Origin of the sequence: Cytobacillus sp. FSL W7-1323 (assembly GCF_038595015.1) — a bacterium.
GTDB classification, from domain to species: Bacteria; Bacillota; Bacilli; order Bacillales; family Cytobacillaceae; genus Cytobacillus; species Cytobacillus kochii.
The window spans coordinates 1002968-1017971 of sequence record NZ_CP151998.1 but is presented as its reverse complement, the minus strand read 5'-3'; the positions used below and the strand labels follow the sequence as shown (position 1 = coordinate 1017971).

Genomic DNA, 15004 nt, shown 5'->3' with positions numbered 1-15004 from the left:
CTATAATCTTAGTGAAAGGAGCGTCATACGATGAAGAAAAAATCGAGGGTTTTAACTATTATTACAACTATTACCCTATTATTCTCATTACAAACCACTGTTTTTGCTTCAACAGGGTCAGCCGATTCTGAGGAAAGTATTAATGAGAAATACGGATTACCAATTGTTGCCTATGGTGAGGCTTTAAGTTCAAGCCAGAAAGAGGAAACCAAAAAGCTATTAGGTGTAAAAGAAAACAGTAAAGTAGAAGAAATTATTATTACTGCTGATGATATTGTTCATTATATTAAAGGTGATCCCCGCTCTAATATGTATTCCTCCGCGAAGATTACGCGCACAGATACAGGTAAGGGTGTAATCATCAACCAAATGACACCTGAAAACATTACTGAAGTAACTGATGAAATGTATGCCAATGCCTTACTTACAGCTGGTATAGAAGAAGCCATAGTTGATATCGCTTCTCCGGTAAAAGTCAGTGGTCACTCAGCTTTAGTTGGAATATACAAAGCCTATGACCAAGGTGAAGGCGAGAAGTTAGATGAGGAAAGAACAGAAGTAGCTAACGAAGAACTAAGTATTGCGACAAATTTAGCAAAAAAAGAAGGTATGGACCAAGAGAAGGTAACCGAACTGCTCACTGAAATCAAAAAAGAAATAGCTGAGCAAAACCCTGCAACAAAGGAAGATATCCAACAAATTGTTGATGAACAAATGCAAAAGCTAGAAATACAGCTTAGCGAAGAAGACCGCAAGCTCCTTTATGACCTTTTTGAAAAAATGCGAGAACTTAATATTAACTTTGATAATGTCAAATCCCAATTAGAGGATTTGGCCAATAGTGTACAGGAAAAAATTTCAGAAGCAGTTGGTGATAAAGGTTTTCTTCAAGCTGTATCTGACTTCTTTAAGAATTTAATCGATTCTATAAAAGGAATTTTCTCCTAATAAATTTGAACCAACTCCAATTACGGAGTTGGTTCTTCTCTTTTTGAAAGATTTCGGTAGGACAAACAAGACCAATTTTGTGAAACTCACTTACTTTTTTATTTCTAAAGTAGTAAATGCATGATAGCTAACTATCAATATATAAGTGAAGAGACACCATGCGGGTAATCACAATAGATAGCTGGGGAAATCGAGGGTGCACGGGCTTCTTTGGGTATTCAGCATAGTTAGCTGAGCACAAATCGAAATTGCTCGGCCTTCTTGGGAGTTTTCAGCTTACTTAGCTGGGCAAAACTCATGTGTTTGGCTATCACTTGAATTTCTGGCAGCAAACCTCCATAACTTTGTTAATCACCCAAGGGGAACAAACGATTGACATATAGCCTTTCTTCATTGACAATCACCAAACGATGCTATTTCTAACTAAAAATCTGCCATCAAATTCAATCGGAACGCTTTTTCCGTCTTTTTCAGCATGAATATGTAGATGTGGTTCTGACGTATTACCTGAATTGCCAACTAAACCGATTGGCTCGCCTACTTCTACCCTGTCACCTGATTGCACACGTACACTACCTTCTTGCATATGTGCTAGTAAAACCTCTACACCTTCACAGGATATAACAACTGAATTACCTGCTGCATTTTTAGGGTCTGCATTGGGAGGGACTAAATCTGCTAAATCATTCTCCGCTTGGACAACCTCTCCAGTACACGGACTTGTTAGCTCATCACCGAATATTTCGTATTTATCCAACTCATTGGGATAAATTCCAGTTGCTCGACTACCTAGCGCATTTAATTTCACGATATCTACCGCATAGGCTTGACTCTCATGAGCATGATGATAATTGATTTGGACATGACTGCCACCTTGCCCAACATAATAAACCCCATCATGCAGCGGGAAATCTAACTGTACTGCCTTCATATTCGTCGAGAACCCACTAAATGTCGATACATTATAATAACCAAAAACAAGAATAAGAAGCCCGTAAATGACCATTGATATTTTTTGCGATAAATTGAATTCTGTCTTAAACGGTAGTTTGTTCACTTTCTTCCAAGATAAAAATACAGCAGCAATGAAAAAGACCAAAATAAGAAATCGTAAGTAGTAACTAAACAAATCCCAAGGAGAGGAAAAGAACAGCCAAAGGATGAGTAAACTTGTCATCGTAGCCTGTAAAAGCCAGTCTAGCTTACTATGAACCTTTCCTTTCCATAATGAAAAAGAAAAAACAACAGGTAAAACAAACTGAATAAATAATAAAAAAAGGATATCAAAGGTCATCGAATGTCTCCTTTTCTCGTAAAGTTATCTAAATTACGTCTGACGACTATTAAATGTTCCCCCTTTTTATGAAAATGACTTTTGACCCTGTAGAGCGACTGAATAAAGTACCTTCATTGCTCAGATATATTTTGTAATAACCTCTCCACTCTGTCCAAACTAATAAATAAAACAAGCATTGATCCTATGCCCCAAAAGTGCCAATATCTTATATTATGGAAGAGTAGAACTGCTCCAACGAAAAACAATAGTAAGGAAAAAACAATACCAAGTAAGACTTTCTTATCTTTCAAAATAGTCGTTTTTAAAGAAACTCTCCTTTTTCTTACTACAATAATAGCCAAGAAACACAGCCCTAAAGCAATAATGTGCATAATTCCATTTCCGTTTCTACCTAATTGATCAGATGTTAAAGATAACAAAAAGCTTCCAACTACAATCATGCTCACACTTAAAATGACGCGCATTTCACCCTTCACTTCCTCTACTTAACATCGGATCCACTCATATTCAATTGCAGGTAGCCCTTCTTCGTTCTCACTACTAAAGGCAATCTTTTTAAATCCTTTGCCTTCGTAAAACTGCTGTGCTTTTTTGTTTACATCGAAAGTATATAATTTTAAACGCCCGCATGAACGAGCTTTCGCATGCTCTGATAATGCCCCACCAATCCCCAATCCTTGATGAGCTAAATGTACATATAGTTGATTAATCTCGCCTTCATTATAAGCAATCATGCCAATTGGCGTTTCATTTAGCACCGCTAAATCTACTTGAAATTGTTTTGTTAACATATGATTGAGAAAATAGATATGCTCTGTCATACTATGTATTTCCTTTTGACCAATAGCAGTTTCTTTACTCTCCCTCCAAAAGCTAACTGTCGAGAGGGCATACTTCTTTTCATAAGCAATGATTCGCCAGTCTTTCGCCATATAACTCTCCCCTTCATTGTCCAACCCTTATATATATTCATGACAAAAAGACGATCCCCTCCTTATTTATATGGAGAAAAACTTTTTAAGCGCGCTTTTTTTGTATATAATAGATAGAATCAACAGGCACTTTATTTATAGGCTTATTCAGATTAAAATAAGGTAAAGAACAAGGTAGAAAGGCTGATATCGGATTGGAACAATCAAACTTTATTCGTACAATTATTAAAGAAGATTTAGAAAATGGAAAGCGCGACACTGTTGTAACCCGTTTCCCACCTGAACCAAATGGCTATCTTCATATTGGACATGCCAAATCCATCATTATTAACTTTGGTTTAGCAGACGATTTTAACGGGCAAACAAACTTACGCTTTGACGATACAAACCCACTAAAAGAAGACCAAGAATATGTCGATGCCATTAAAGAAGATGTAAAATGGCTCGGGTATGATTGGGAAGAGCTACATTATGCATCTAATTACTTTGATGAAATGTATAACCGTGCAGTGCTTTTAATTAAAAAAGGCAAAGCATATGTCGATGATTTAAACCAAGATGAAATTCGTGAGTACCGTGGGACTTTAACTGAGCCTGGTAAAGAAAGTCCTTATCGTAACCGTTCAATTGAAGAAAACCTAGACCTATTCGAAAAAATGAAAAACGGGGAATATGAAAACGGTCAAAAAGTTTTGCGTGCAAAGATAGATATGTCATCACCAAACTTAAATTTACGCGACCCTGTCATTTACCGTATCTCTCATGCGACTCATCACAATACGGGTGATACATGGTGTATTTATCCTATGTACGCTTTTGCCCATCCGCTTGAAGATGCAATCGAAGGTGTAACGCACTCATTATGCACGACAGAATTCGAAGATCAACGTCCTCTTTATAATTGGGTTGTAGCGGAATGTGAAATGGAAAACCAACCACAACAGATTGAATTCGGACGCTTAAATATTACAAATACAGTAATGAGTAAGCGAAAACTAAAGCAATTAGTAGATGAAGGAATTGTTGATGGCTGGGATGACCCAAGAATGCCAACGATATCGGGTCTGCGTCGCAAAGGGTATACTGCTAGTGCCATTCGTGAATTTGTTCAAGAAACAGGTGTCTCTAAAGGTAGTGGTGCAGTGGATGAAATGATGCTTGAGCACTATGTGCGCGAGGATTTAAAACTCAGTGCCCCACGAACAATGGGAATCTTGAAACCTTTAAAAGTTGTAATTACCAATTACCCTGAAGGTGAATCCGAGTGGTTAGAAGCGGAAAACAATCCTGAAAACGAGGAAATGGGTACAAGACAAATTCCATTCTCTCGTGAAATATATATAGAACAAGAGGACTTTATGGAAAATCCTCCAAAAAAATATTTCCGTCTTTTCCCTGGAAATGAAGTGCGCTTAAAGCATGCTTATTTCATCAAATGTAATGATGTGATTAAAGATGAAGATGGTAATGTTGTTGAATTACACTGCACTTATGATGTTGAAACGAAAAGTGGCTCAGGTTTTACAGGTCGTAAAGTCAAAGGTACATTACACTGGGTTGATGCAAAAAGTGCCATCCCTGCTGAATTCCGTCTATATGAACCTTTAGTATTAGACGAGCAAATGAAAGAAGAAGCATCAGAAGACAAAGATTTCTTAGACTATATTAATCCAAATTCACTTGAAGTGGTGCAAGGATTTATTGAACCAAACTTGAAAGATGTTCAACCACAAGATAAATTCCAGTTTTTCCGTCACGGTTACTTCAATGTCGATTCTAAATATAGTACACCTGAAAAACCAGTCTTCAACCGAATTGTATCGTTAAAAAGCTCTTTTAAGCTAAATAAGTAAGATATTTTACACGAATGGTTCTACTTAATGAATCATTCGTGTTTTTCGTGATCTGATCTTTACACCGTTCACTTTATTGATTATTTACTTGTCCCTTTAGCTTGCATCAATATGCGAGAGCGTTAATTCTTTCTCACATTTGTAGGCCCTTTTTGCCCTACTCATTTCTTTATTTCTCCAACTATTAGTCGCGATTTCTCCTTTTGCCCTACTCATTTCTCTATTCCTCCAACTATTAGTCGTGATTCCTTCATTTGCCCTACTCATTTCTCTATTCCTCCACTTATTAGTCGCGATCTCACCATTTGCCCTACTCATTTCTTTATTCCTTCACTTATTAGTTGCGATTCTTCCTTTTGCCCTACTCATTTCTTTGGTTCTCCAACTATTAGTCGCGATTTCTCCTTTTGCCCTACTCATCTCTTTATTCCTTCACTTATTAGTCGCGATTCTTCCTTTTGCCCTACTCATTTCTTTATTTCTCCAACTATTAGTCGCGATTTCTCCTTTTGCCCTACTCATCTCTTTATTCTCCCAACTATTAGTCGCGATTTCACCATTTGCCCTACTCATTTTTTATTCCTTCACCTATTAGTCGCAATTTCTCCCTTTTACCCCACTTCGATTTCTCTATTCCTTCACTTATTAATCGCGGAAACCCTTAATCATCATTCTACTTCATCGCCCTATTAACTTACCTGGCAAGCCGGTTTTTTTCGTCTTTCAGATTGGCCAACATTTCTGATAATTCCAATGATATTTATGAAGCATTTTGCTTGCCAACACTTTTTCCTTATAAAAAAAATGGTTCGCTACCTTACCTAAATTACGGTACTTTGTTTTCTATATTTTTTGTATATGTGTTACTTTAAACCCTTCTTCATATTTAAGACCGTATCCTAAGGCTCTATCCATACTAATGTGAGCAGACCAGATCAAAGATACCATCAATAATATAGGTTCCTTTATTACAAAATAAATTCCTAAAATCAATAGGGGGAAAATAAATGTATGGCCTATATTATAGAGAATCGCCCCTACTTTTTTGTTGAGGAGATAGCCAAACATAAAGACGTCTGGTAAAAACAAAAAAATAACAAAGGCAAGTATTGAGAATTCCCAAGTAATATAAGCTACTACTGTTAATAATAGTAAAAGAATATATTCCCATTTAACAATAATGCGATTACTCATTTTCCACACCACCTATTTTCATCTGTTCATATACATGGTGAATGAGTTGATCTAAGTTTCTTTGGTTCTCTTTAAAGTTTCCTTCCTTTATCATGAAACGAATCTCTTTTAAAGCTTCCAAAGCAACTGTCAAAAAGTGAAGTTTCTCTTCAACACTATCAACCTTTACACCTATTAACTGCTCCGATTTTATTTTACAATCCTCTGACGGCTGAGTCCGATCTAATATAAACAGTTCACTGATTTCTTGTAAAGAGAATCCTAATTGTTTTAACACAATGATATATTTGAGTTCTCTTTCATTTTTGTCTGTATATAATCGATAGCCATTTTCAGATCTTTCTGGAGTAATTAAACCGATTTTTTCATAGTAACGGATTGTCTCACTAGAAATATCATATTGAGAAGCGATTTGTTTAATATACATTTCCTTCCTCCTTTTCTTCTTATTTTGAAGATAACATTGGAGCTTACTACAAGGTCAATATATTTTTGAATTTTCCCAATCTTTATCTTGCATCACAGCGATACAATCATTTCTAAAAAATGTGATACGACATACACTTAATAAGATAAAGAGTTGAAAGGTGATGACCATGTACCCTTATTCATATAATGAAGTGCGAAACAAAGAACGAAGATTACATGTGAATGGTTTAGGAAGACTTTCCGTCCAACCTGATATAGCCACTATTCATATCGGTGTCATATCGGAAAATGAAGATATACAGATAGCTGAAAAGGAAAATACACAAGCCACAGAATCTTTCCTTTCTGCTTTAAAACAAGCCGGTATCAATGAAAAACAAATACAAACGACTCACTTTAATGTACAGCCCATCTACCATCAACAAGATGATTCTTCGCAGATTTCAGGCTATCAAGTGACAAATGAAGTCCGCGTTACCGTCAGTCAACTTAATCAAATAGGTACAATTATTGCTTTAGCAATGGAACACGGAGCCAATCAAATAAATAGTCTTGAATTTGGATTAACGGAGAAACAGAAGTGGTATTATAAGGCATTAAATGAGGCATTAGTGGATGCGATAAGTAAAGCCCAATCTATAGCTAATGTTTTAAATGTAACAGTAGATCTTACCCCGATAAAGATTACCGAAGACAGCAGACAAATACAGCCCTTCACACAGAAAATTGCTCTTCAATCTATTGCTTCTCCGCCCATTGAACCTGGTGAAATCATCGTGGAAGCCATAATAACTGCCGTTTTTCGTTATTCATAACATGCATCTTAATCATTCATGGTGTATGATGGTCGTATAGAAATGGAGGCCATTACATGTTTTATCGACTGACAAAAGAACAGCAACAACAAATGATTGAAGAAATCCAACAGTTTTTTCTTCAGGAAAAAGACGAGGATCTTTCCGAATTCGCTGCTGAACGTGTGTTAGATTTTTTTAAAGAATCACTCGCCCCTCACTTTTACAATGCAGCTATCCAAGAGACTCAATCCATGCTAAAAGAACAGTTTGCTAGTATTGAAGATGAGGTATTAACCTTAGAACGCCCCATTCGACGTTAATAAAAAAAAGTGGCCAATTCAGCCACTTTTTTGTCTATTCCATTTATTGATAGTTGGATACAAATTCATCACAGAAATCGGTCATAACCACCTCAACGCCTTGGTTGAGTAGTGATTGAGCATCGGACCATCGATTAATTGTATAAGTACGTAATGGGATTTTGTTTTCTATTGCCTGTATACCATGTATGGATTGCACAAATTCTTTTTGACAATGAATAGCATCGGCTCCAATATTCTGAGCTACCTTAATTGCATTAGCATGTATACCTAGAATTAAATACCCTGTATTTATTTCATTATCTAATGTTCGTATTCTCTTCACACTCTCAGGGTTAAAAGATGAAAGAATGATTCGATCTCTTAAACCATATTGCTCAATTAAAGTTAACACCTTCTCCTCCATACCATCGTAACGAAAGACATCATTTTTCAATTCTACATTTATAACCAATTCATTATTCTCCTCTTTCGCCCATTGAAAAACCTCTTCTAATCGTGGGATTCTCGCATGGTTAAATTCGGTGTTAAACCAGCTCCCTGCATCAAATTGCACAATATCTTTATATTTAAAATCCCTGATAAACCCTGTACCATCTGTTGTCCGATTGATTTTCTCATCATGAATGATGACAAGTTCACCATCTTTAGATAATTGGACATCTAATTCGATTCCGTGAACACCAGCTTTTCTTGCAGCTTCAAAAGCAAGCATTGTATTCTCCGGAAAGCGACCACTTAATCCACGGTGGGCAAATATCATTGCTCAACCATCCTCTCCCTTTTCTACAATTGTATAAAAATTATTTAAACACAGTATGAATCGTTTGTAAAAAATTCCTTTTTATTGATGTTAAAGATTAATCGAATGTAAGCAGGGTATACTCTCATATAAAGACATGTAAAGGAGATAAAATCTTATGAGAGAGTATGATTCTGAGCAACATTATATGCCTATCACCTCAACAACGAGCGGTATGATTGTTAATTCTGCAGAAGGTGTTGATTATATAAACATTCAAATCGTTAATGTTTGTTTTGTTAAAACAGCAGAGGATGCATGGGTCCTTGTTGATGCTGGTATGCCAAAATCAGCCCAAAAAATTATTGAAGCTGCAGAAGAATTATATGGAAAGGGTGCGAAACCTGTTGCGATCATATTAACACATGGACATTTTGATCACGTAGGTGCGATTCATGAGCTATTAGAAGTATGGAATGTCCCTGTTTATGCTCATTCGATGGAATTACCTTATTTAACTGGTCGGAAAGATTATCCAGAACCTGATAATACAGTTGATGGTGGATTATTAGCTAAGTTTTCGAATTTATTCCCTAATGAAGGTATTAATATTTCACAACATATAAAACCGTTACCAAGAGACGGTCATATTGACGAAATGCCCGGTTGGCAGTGGTTTCATACTCCTGGACATACAGAAGGTCATATCTCGCTTTACCGCAAAAGCGATGGTGTCTTAATTGCTGGAGATGCCTTTTGTACCGTTAAACAAGAGTCCCTTTTTAAAGTGATGACACAGGAGCAAGAAATTAGTGGTCCCCCAAGGTATTTAACCACTGATTGGCAACTAGCAAAAGAATCTGTCAGAAAACTCTCTGACCTTAATCCTCATATCGCCATCACAGGACATGGTATTCCTATGGCTGAACAAACTCTCCAACAAAGCCTGATTACTCTTGTAAGGGAGTTTGATGACATCGCAATTCCTGAAACTGGTAGATATATAAAAGACGACGAATAATAGTAATATTCAATATCTTTTATTTCGGTATCCTGAAGATTTTGCTATTATTAAGGGTAGACTTGAAAAATTTCTACCGATGGAGGATACCTTATGTCTAAAAGAAAAATGATTATCACACAAAACTTAAGCGAGGAACTTAAAACAGCCATTACAGAAATCACTCCTGATTGGGAACACATCATAGGGAAGGATAACGAAGTTTGGGAGAGTCATATGAAGGATGCAGAAGTGATTGTTGCTTGGAAACATCGTATGCATGATACCTATGCGAATAATGCTAACCTTCGTTGGATTCAAACATGGAGTGCTGGTGTGAATTATTTGCCACTCGAAGACTTTGACAAGAAAAACATCCTTCTAACAAGTGCAAACGGGGTACATGCTTATCCAATTTCGGAGACGATTTTTGCATTGATGTTAGGTTTAACAAGAAGTATCGACCGTTATGTTAAACAACAACAAGAAAAAGTATGGGATGGAACTGGTAACAAACTCGAAATGCATGGAAAGACCATCGGTATAATTGGTGTTGGAATGATTGGACAAGAAACTGCTCGAATTGCCAAAGCGTTTAATATGCATGTCATTGGTGTTAGACATTCAGGCAAACCTGTCGATTACGTAGATGAAATGTATACTTCACTGGAACTTGACGACATCCTACCTAAATGTGATTATATTGTCGTCACCCTGCCTTTAACGAAGGATACATACCATATGTTCAGTAAAGAACAGTTCAAACGCATGAAACAAACAGCTTTTTTTATTAATATTGGACGCGGTGAAATTGTTGATGAAAACGCACTTTATCATGCTCTTTCAGAAGGAGAAATTAAAGGTGCTGGTATTGATGTTTTTGAAAAAGAGCCGCTCCCTGAAGATAGTCCATTATGGGGATTAAATAACTTAATCATCACCCCACATACATCTGGCTCAACCGAACATTACAACGAAAGAGTCATTAAAAACATCTTCATTCCTAACCTAAAAAAATATTTGAATGGCGATGCTCTCGATACGAATGTAGTGGATTACAAAAAAGGATATTAAAAAACAAAGTCCGAACGATTATTTAAACGCTGCTAAAGCTTCGAATAATCGTTCGGATTTTTCACCCCTTTTAAGAGGAAATTCATTTACAACCCTATTTGTTTGCCACGTTTTTTTCTTTTATTGGCTTCATCTTCTCTGTTCTTCTTTTTCTTAATAATGATTCAATCGCACCTGATCCAAGGAGTACACCAGGAATGATAAAGACAAGACCAACCCAATGATAAACCGTGATTTGCTCCCCTAAAAATAATGCCGACCCGACAAGAGCAAAGAATGTATTTAAGTTTAAAAAGATGGCGGCTTCAGCAGGACCAATTTTACTAATCGCATAATTGTAGCCCATTTGTCCAATAGCCGTTGCTAAAATGGCAGATGCTAAGAATAAAATCCATAAAGAACTTGGAGCATCTAATAAATTTGTAAATGCCAAAGGCTCTGAAATCAAACCTATGATGGCGAGAATTATGCCCCCAAAAACCAGCATATATCCAGTGAGTAGTCTACTATCAATAGTTTTCGCTGCCTTACTGATAAGAATAAAGCTGAACGCTTGGGATAAAATCGATAAGAAAATATAAATATCTCCAAAAGAAAAACCAGATAACCCTCCATTACCGATTACAACGATAAAAGAAACACCAATAATGCCAAAGATAAAACCTATAATCTGCATACGTGAAGGCATGGTTTTAATGATAATGGCGGAGAGAATAGCCGTCAAGACTGGCCCCGAACCTAAAATTAATCCTCCGTTAGCACCAGTTGTTTCCATTAACCCATGTGCTAGGAAAAAATGATGAGCCGTAATATTAAAGAGACCACCATATATAATATATTGAAATTCCTTCCGATTTGGTCTTCTAACTTTCCCTATAACTCCGAGCATAAGAAAAACAAAAAATCCCGCAACTAGAATCCTGATAGCAGTAATCGTAATCGGTGGGAAAGATGAGACAAGGATTTTAATAGCGGAAACATTAAATCCCCATATCATCATTAATATTGTCATAAATAAAAATAGACCGAGCTTGTTCATTCCCATCCTTCTTTCCGTCTCTGTAATGAAGTAAATTTTAACATATATTTTCTTCATATGGATAGAAAGTCAGCAATTGATGAGCAAGAAAAGGTGGAAGCATCCGCCCCCACCTTTACAGAACTGAACCTTACCTATTTTAAATCCTCTTCAAGAAACATTTGTGGCTCTACCTTTTTCTCTTGTTGCTTTCTAGGTTTGATCATCCGATCAATTTGCGCTTGTTGATATACCGCCGTTCCAACAATACTAGCTACATCCTTTAGTTTTTCCTTACTAATTTTATCAATCGTATCATCTGGTGTATGGTACCAAGGTTCTGAAGGGCTGTGAATAAATAAAGCTGCTGGAATACCTACCTCGGCAAATGGCACATGATCACTGCTGCCGCCACTTCTAATCGGTGTCGCTTCTCCATTTAACCTCGAGCTAGTCTCTTGAGCTAACTCGGTAACAAGGTTTGGCTCCCCATCAATTGTGGCCAAAACTAAATTACCTGCATCTCTACTCCCGACCATGTCTAAGTTAAAATTCGCCACAATTCTATTTCGCTCATCTTCAGGTAAACTATTTACATAATGTGTAGAACCAAGTAAACCTACTTCTTCAGCACCAAATGTAATAAAACGAATTTCTGTATCAGTTGGGAATAACTTAAGTACCCTTGCCAATTCAAGAGTCATCGCTGTTCCTGAAGCATCATCATTGGCCCCTGGTGCACCAGCTACAGAATCATGGTGAGCACCGATCACAATAATATCATTCGTATCTCTTAATTTTGAGGTTGGTTTTTTCGTCGCTATGACATTATGAGATGTTTTTTCTCCTGTACTTGCCCCTTCTATATTGATAGTCGCTTCTGTAACCTCTCCGGCTTCTATACTAGCAAGCAACGCATCTCCCTCTGCTTTTGACAAAGAAATCGCAGGAACAAATTGATCATTATGTGCTCCCAAAGTTCCATTTAAAGAGCCCTCACTATTATTATAAATAATTACACCCGCTGCCCCTGCCTCTCCTGCATTCAACACTTTCTCACTGAAGCTTAACTCTCCGCGTTTGATTAAAACAATTTTTCCTGTAACATCACCTAATTCCTCTGGTTTACCTAGACCGCCATAGACGATGTCCCCATTCACATTCCCACTAATAGAATACGTAAAGTAGTCAGGGTTTAGTTGTTCATTATATCCATCGACTTGTAGTTCAATCGTATGTGGGGGTGTATACCCAACATAGGTAAACGGTTGAATATCTGCACGATAACCGTAATTCCTAAACTCTCTTTTGATAAATTCGACAGCCTCATCTTCCTCAACTGTTCCCGCAACTCTCGGCTCTTTTGCAAGATGAGCAATATTGCGATAGATTTTGTGCTCATTTACTAACTTTGTAATTAAATAGTCATAGAAGTGATGTGAATGACTCTGTGTATCAGCAGCTTCAACAGGTTTAACAACATAGCCATGAACACCTAATGCACCAAATACGAGAGTAGTAGCCAAACTAAATTTTAAGATAGATTTCTTCATTTTTTTCCTCCTATTAATCGATTTTCTAAAAGTTTAGACTATTAATTCCGAGTTAATAAGTGTAGTATTCACTATCTTTCAATAGGGAAAAAATGCTAGTTTCTCATATACGAACCTTTTAACTACAAATGATAGATGACAAATGATGGATAGAAGAGGAGGGTTACTCTCAGGTAAATATAAATAAAAAGGAGTGATAATGAGAAGGTAATTTAATAGAGAGCTTATATTTAAACAATTTCACAGATCCTTACATTCCATAAAATTTCAAATCAAAAAGTTTTCCAATACATTAAGAATGCAAAATCAGCCTTCAATTCTAAGTAAATAGGCATGTTCTCCAACAATCAATTTCAAATCAAAAAAGCTGACTATTACAGTCAGCCTTCTTAAACAACTACTATTTATTTCAATACATCATGGTCAACATAACGCTCACCATTTATCTCACTAATTACATTAATAGCTACCTTCGCGCCATCACCAGCAGTAATAATTGTATGTACACTTACACCTGCTGTCGTACCTGCAGCCCAGATGCCAGGAATATTGGTTTGACCTGATGCATCTACATCAATAATGGTTTTTACTCTTGGCTCTGTTCCCGGTTTCGTTTGTACACCTGCTTTTTCGGCTAAATCAGCCAAGAACCCTGTTGCTAAAATGACATGTTTCGTTTCATAACTACCTTCAGAAGTAGTAACAACGAAACCTTCTTCTTTTTTCTCAATAGATTTTACTGTTGCATCTACTAATTCTGCCCCAAATTTCTCTGCCTGTTTTTTCCCTGTGCTAACCAAATCCGGACCTGATACCTCTAATACACCATAATGGTTTTCAACCCAAGCCCTTTTTGTTACACCTTTGTCATTATCAATAACAATCACTTTCTTCCCCGCTTTAGCAGCAAATAAAGCTGCACTCGCACCAGAAGGCCCTGCTCCAACGATTAGAATATCATACATGTTCCATTCCTCCTCAAGAAATACTCTCTCTTTTCTAGAATAGACAAAATAATTAGAAATGTAAAACATTCTATCCTTTTAGAGGTCAAAGCTGCTTTTGTAAAATCACCATATGAATGAGTTGTTTACCACCCTCATAAATAGGGCGGTCATAATGTTTCACAAAGAAATCATCAATCTGATGAGAAATATGAAATCCACACGCCTGGTAAAAAGGGATCGTAAGGGGACTATCTCCCGTTCCTACTTGAAGCTTGCGGGCTCTCCCTTTATAGAAATCTTCCACAAGCTGAATCATCTTTTTGCCATATCCTTTTCGTTTTAAATGTGGGGCAACAGCCAGATTCTTTATTTCATATATATCTTCATTCTCCTTTGTTACAACACAAACGCCGATTAACTTTTGTTTTTCCTCGAAAATATAAAGGTCTCCCCGCTCTAAATACTGATCAATCATATTCTCTTGTTCATCTGCAAGCAGTAGCAGATCTATATATCTTTTCTTATCTTCATTAACGAGCTTTAACTTCATCATGTCACATCCTTACGTATTAATCTTCATCCTTTATATCCCGATCTTCTGGAATTGGTTCCTTCGATAACTCTTCCACCAATTTTTTATATTTTTCTAATTGTTGAAAATGGGTTTTAAATTGATCTTTATAAATGAGTACTGCTCCCTCGCTATCATGAATGACACGAATTTTACCTTGGAGGATCAACTCTTCTACATAACTGACTGATACCGATAAATATTGAGCTGTCTCTTCTATTGTTAAATACATGATTACTTCATCTCCTCCAACTAGTTTCTACTATTATAACTTATTTCTTTAACGCTTATTTCTCCTACTATCATACTTAATTATTAAAATACTCAAT

Annotated in this window: 19 protein-coding genes; 6 read left to right on the top strand and 13 right to left on the bottom strand. The window is 36.6% G+C overall.

Going from position 1 to position 15004, the window contains the following annotated elements; genetic code table 11:
* Positions 1-30 precede the first annotated feature (30 nt).
* Positions 31-948, top strand: a complete 918-nt coding sequence (locus MKX67_RS05305; protein WP_307317131.1) for a DUF1002 domain-containing protein — start codon at positions 31-33, stop codon at positions 946-948.
* Between the two features lie 400 nt (positions 949-1348).
* On the opposite strand, the gene MKX67_RS05300 is transcribed toward MKX67_RS05305, so the two are convergent.
* The 3 genes from MKX67_RS05300 to MKX67_RS05290 form a co-directional block, all read right to left on the bottom strand.
* Positions 1349-2242: a peptidoglycan DD-metalloendopeptidase family protein gene (locus MKX67_RS05300; protein WP_342488991.1), complete on the bottom strand. Its 894-nt coding sequence runs from the start codon at positions 2240-2242 to the stop codon at positions 1349-1351.
* Positions 2243-2355: 113 nt separating this feature from the next.
* Positions 2356-2709, bottom strand: a complete 354-nt coding sequence (locus tag MKX67_RS05295; RefSeq protein WP_342488990.1) for a hypothetical protein — start codon at positions 2707-2709, stop codon at positions 2356-2358.
* A 21-nt stretch (positions 2710-2730) separates the two neighbouring features.
* Positions 2731-3177, bottom strand: coding sequence for a GNAT family N-acetyltransferase (locus MKX67_RS05290; protein WP_342488989.1), 447 nt, complete (start codon positions 3175-3177; stop codon positions 2731-2733).
* Positions 3178-3371: 194 nt separating this feature from the next.
* Between MKX67_RS05290 and MKX67_RS05285 the strand changes: the two genes are divergently transcribed.
* Positions 3372-5030, top strand: a complete 1659-nt coding sequence (locus tag MKX67_RS05285) for a glutamine--tRNA ligase/YqeY domain fusion protein (protein ID WP_342488987.1) — start codon at positions 3372-3374, stop codon at positions 5028-5030.
* A gap of 96 nt (positions 5031-5126) precedes the next feature.
* On the opposite strand, the gene MKX67_RS05280 is transcribed toward MKX67_RS05285, so the two are convergent.
* The 4 genes from MKX67_RS05280 to MKX67_RS05265 form a co-directional block, all read right to left on the bottom strand.
* Positions 5127-5297 carry a hypothetical protein gene (locus tag MKX67_RS05280; protein ID WP_342488986.1) on the bottom strand — a complete coding sequence of 57 codons (171 nt, stop codon included), beginning with the start codon at positions 5295-5297 and terminating at the stop codon, positions 5127-5129.
* A gap of 165 nt (positions 5298-5462) precedes the next feature.
* Positions 5463-5603 carry a hypothetical protein gene (locus MKX67_RS05275; RefSeq protein ID WP_342488985.1) on the bottom strand — a complete coding sequence of 47 codons (141 nt, stop codon included), beginning with the start codon at positions 5601-5603 and terminating at the stop codon, positions 5463-5465.
* 270 nt (positions 5604-5873) lie between these two features.
* Complete coding sequence (locus MKX67_RS05270) at positions 5874-6224, bottom strand: DUF4260 domain-containing protein (protein WP_095370319.1); 351 nt, start codon at positions 6222-6224, stop codon at positions 5874-5876.
* Positions 6217-6651 (bottom strand): MerR family transcriptional regulator, encoded by a 435-nt coding sequence (locus MKX67_RS05265; RefSeq protein WP_095370320.1) that lies wholly within the window; start codon positions 6649-6651, stop codon positions 6217-6219. The genes MKX67_RS05270 and MKX67_RS05265 overlap by 8 nt, the downstream gene beginning before the upstream one ends.
* A 163-nt stretch (positions 6652-6814) precedes the next feature.
* Between MKX67_RS05265 and MKX67_RS05260 the strand changes: the two genes are divergently transcribed.
* Together MKX67_RS05260 and MKX67_RS05255 are read left to right on the top strand one after the other, a co-directional pair.
* The gene (locus MKX67_RS05260) at positions 6815-7468 is read left to right on the top strand and encodes an SIMPL domain-containing protein (RefSeq protein ID WP_342488984.1); all 654 of its coding nucleotides are present in this window, start codon (positions 6815-6817) and stop codon (positions 7466-7468) included.
* A gap of 56 nt (positions 7469-7524) precedes the next feature.
* On the top strand, positions 7525-7770 hold the full coding sequence (locus tag MKX67_RS05255; protein WP_095370322.1) for a DUF2164 family protein: 246 nt from the start codon (positions 7525-7527) through the stop codon (positions 7768-7770).
* A 43-nt stretch (positions 7771-7813) separates the two neighbouring features.
* On the opposite strand, the gene MKX67_RS05250 is transcribed toward MKX67_RS05255, so the two are convergent.
* Entirely contained in the window at positions 7814-8533 is a 720-nt protein-coding gene (locus tag MKX67_RS05250) for a glycerophosphodiester phosphodiesterase (RefSeq protein WP_095370323.1), read from the bottom strand.
* Between the two features lie 157 nt (positions 8534-8690).
* On the opposite strand from MKX67_RS05250, the gene MKX67_RS05245 reads away from it, so the two are divergent.
* Together MKX67_RS05245 and MKX67_RS05240 are read left to right on the top strand one after the other, a co-directional pair.
* A complete protein-coding gene (locus tag MKX67_RS05245; protein ID WP_342488983.1) occupies positions 8691-9533 on the top strand; it encodes an MBL fold metallo-hydrolase in 843 nt (280 codons plus the stop codon).
* A 93-nt stretch (positions 9534-9626) separates the two neighbouring features.
* Positions 9627-10586: a D-2-hydroxyacid dehydrogenase gene (locus MKX67_RS05240; RefSeq protein ID WP_341050113.1), complete on the top strand. Its 960-nt coding sequence runs from the start codon at positions 9627-9629 to the stop codon at positions 10584-10586.
* 94 nt (positions 10587-10680) lie between these two features.
* On the opposite strand, the gene MKX67_RS05235 is transcribed toward MKX67_RS05240, so the two are convergent.
* From MKX67_RS05235 to MKX67_RS05215, 5 genes are all read right to left on the bottom strand, one after another.
* Positions 10681-11625, bottom strand: coding sequence for a DMT family transporter (locus MKX67_RS05235; protein ID WP_233435304.1), 945 nt, complete (start codon positions 11623-11625; stop codon positions 10681-10683).
* Between the two features lie 134 nt (positions 11626-11759).
* Complete coding sequence (locus MKX67_RS05230) at positions 11760-13157, bottom strand: M20/M25/M40 family metallo-hydrolase (RefSeq protein WP_095370326.1); 1398 nt, start codon at positions 13155-13157, stop codon at positions 11760-11762.
* A 404-nt stretch (positions 13158-13561) separates the two neighbouring features.
* A complete protein-coding gene (locus MKX67_RS05225) occupies positions 13562-14122 on the bottom strand; it encodes an FAD-dependent oxidoreductase (RefSeq protein ID WP_342488982.1) in 561 nt (186 codons plus the stop codon).
* An 85-nt stretch (positions 14123-14207) separates the two neighbouring features.
* Positions 14208-14654, bottom strand: a complete 447-nt coding sequence (locus tag MKX67_RS05220; RefSeq protein WP_307317167.1) for a GNAT family N-acetyltransferase — start codon at positions 14652-14654, stop codon at positions 14208-14210.
* A 19-nt stretch (positions 14655-14673) separates the two neighbouring features.
* On the bottom strand, positions 14674-14907 hold the full coding sequence (locus tag MKX67_RS05215; protein WP_095370329.1) for an excisionase family DNA-binding protein: 234 nt from the start codon (positions 14905-14907) through the stop codon (positions 14674-14676).
* Positions 14908-15004 lie beyond the last annotated feature (97 nt).

Coding starts and splice junctions, on each gene's coding strand:
- MKX67_RS05300 (WP_342488991.1), bottom strand. CDS start 2,242: ATGACCTTTGATATCCTTTTTTTATTATTTATTCAGTTTGTTTTACCT.
- MKX67_RS05230 (WP_095370326.1), bottom strand. CDS start 13,157: ATGAAGAAATCTATCTTAAAATTTAGTTTGGCTACTACTCTCGTATTT.
- MKX67_RS05305 (WP_307317131.1), top strand. CDS start 31: ATGAAGAAAAAATCGAGGGTTTTAACTATTATTACAACTATTACCCTA.
- MKX67_RS05280 (WP_342488986.1), bottom strand. CDS start 5,297: ATGAGTAGGGCAAATGAAGGAATCACGACTAATAGTTGGAGGAATAGA.
- MKX67_RS05250 (WP_095370323.1), bottom strand. CDS start 8,533: ATGATATTTGCCCACCGTGGATTAAGTGGTCGCTTTCCGGAGAATACA.
- MKX67_RS05270 (WP_095370319.1), bottom strand. CDS start 6,224: ATGAGTAATCGCATTATTGTTAAATGGGAATATATTCTTTTACTATTA.
- MKX67_RS05240 (WP_341050113.1), top strand. CDS start 9,627: ATGTCTAAAAGAAAAATGATTATCACACAAAACTTAAGCGAGGAACTT.
- MKX67_RS05265 (WP_095370320.1), bottom strand. CDS start 6,651: ATGTATATTAAACAAATCGCTTCTCAATATGATATTTCTAGTGAGACA.
- MKX67_RS05225 (WP_342488982.1), bottom strand. CDS start 14,122: ATGTATGATATTCTAATCGTTGGAGCAGGGCCTTCTGGTGCGAGTGCA.
- MKX67_RS05235 (WP_233435304.1), bottom strand. CDS start 11,625: ATGAACAAGCTCGGTCTATTTTTATTTATGACAATATTAATGATGATA.
- MKX67_RS05220 (WP_307317167.1), bottom strand. CDS start 14,654: ATGAAGTTAAAGCTCGTTAATGAAGATAAGAAAAGATATATAGATCTG.
- MKX67_RS05275 (WP_342488985.1), bottom strand. CDS start 5,603: ATGAGTAGGGCAAATGGTGAAATCGCGACTAATAGTTGGGAGAATAAA.
- MKX67_RS05260 (WP_342488984.1), top strand. CDS start 6,815: ATGACCATGTACCCTTATTCATATAATGAAGTGCGAAACAAAGAACGA.
- MKX67_RS05215 (WP_095370329.1), bottom strand. CDS start 14,907: ATGTATTTAACAATAGAAGAGACAGCTCAATATTTATCGGTATCAGTC.
- MKX67_RS05255 (WP_095370322.1), top strand. CDS start 7,525: ATGTTTTATCGACTGACAAAAGAACAGCAACAACAAATGATTGAAGAA.
- MKX67_RS05295 (WP_342488990.1), bottom strand. CDS start 2,709: ATGCGCGTCATTTTAAGTGTGAGCATGATTGTAGTTGGAAGCTTTTTG.
- MKX67_RS05245 (WP_342488983.1), top strand. CDS start 8,691: ATGAGAGAGTATGATTCTGAGCAACATTATATGCCTATCACCTCAACA.
- MKX67_RS05290 (WP_342488989.1), bottom strand. CDS start 3,177: ATGGCGAAAGACTGGCGAATCATTGCTTATGAAAAGAAGTATGCCCTC.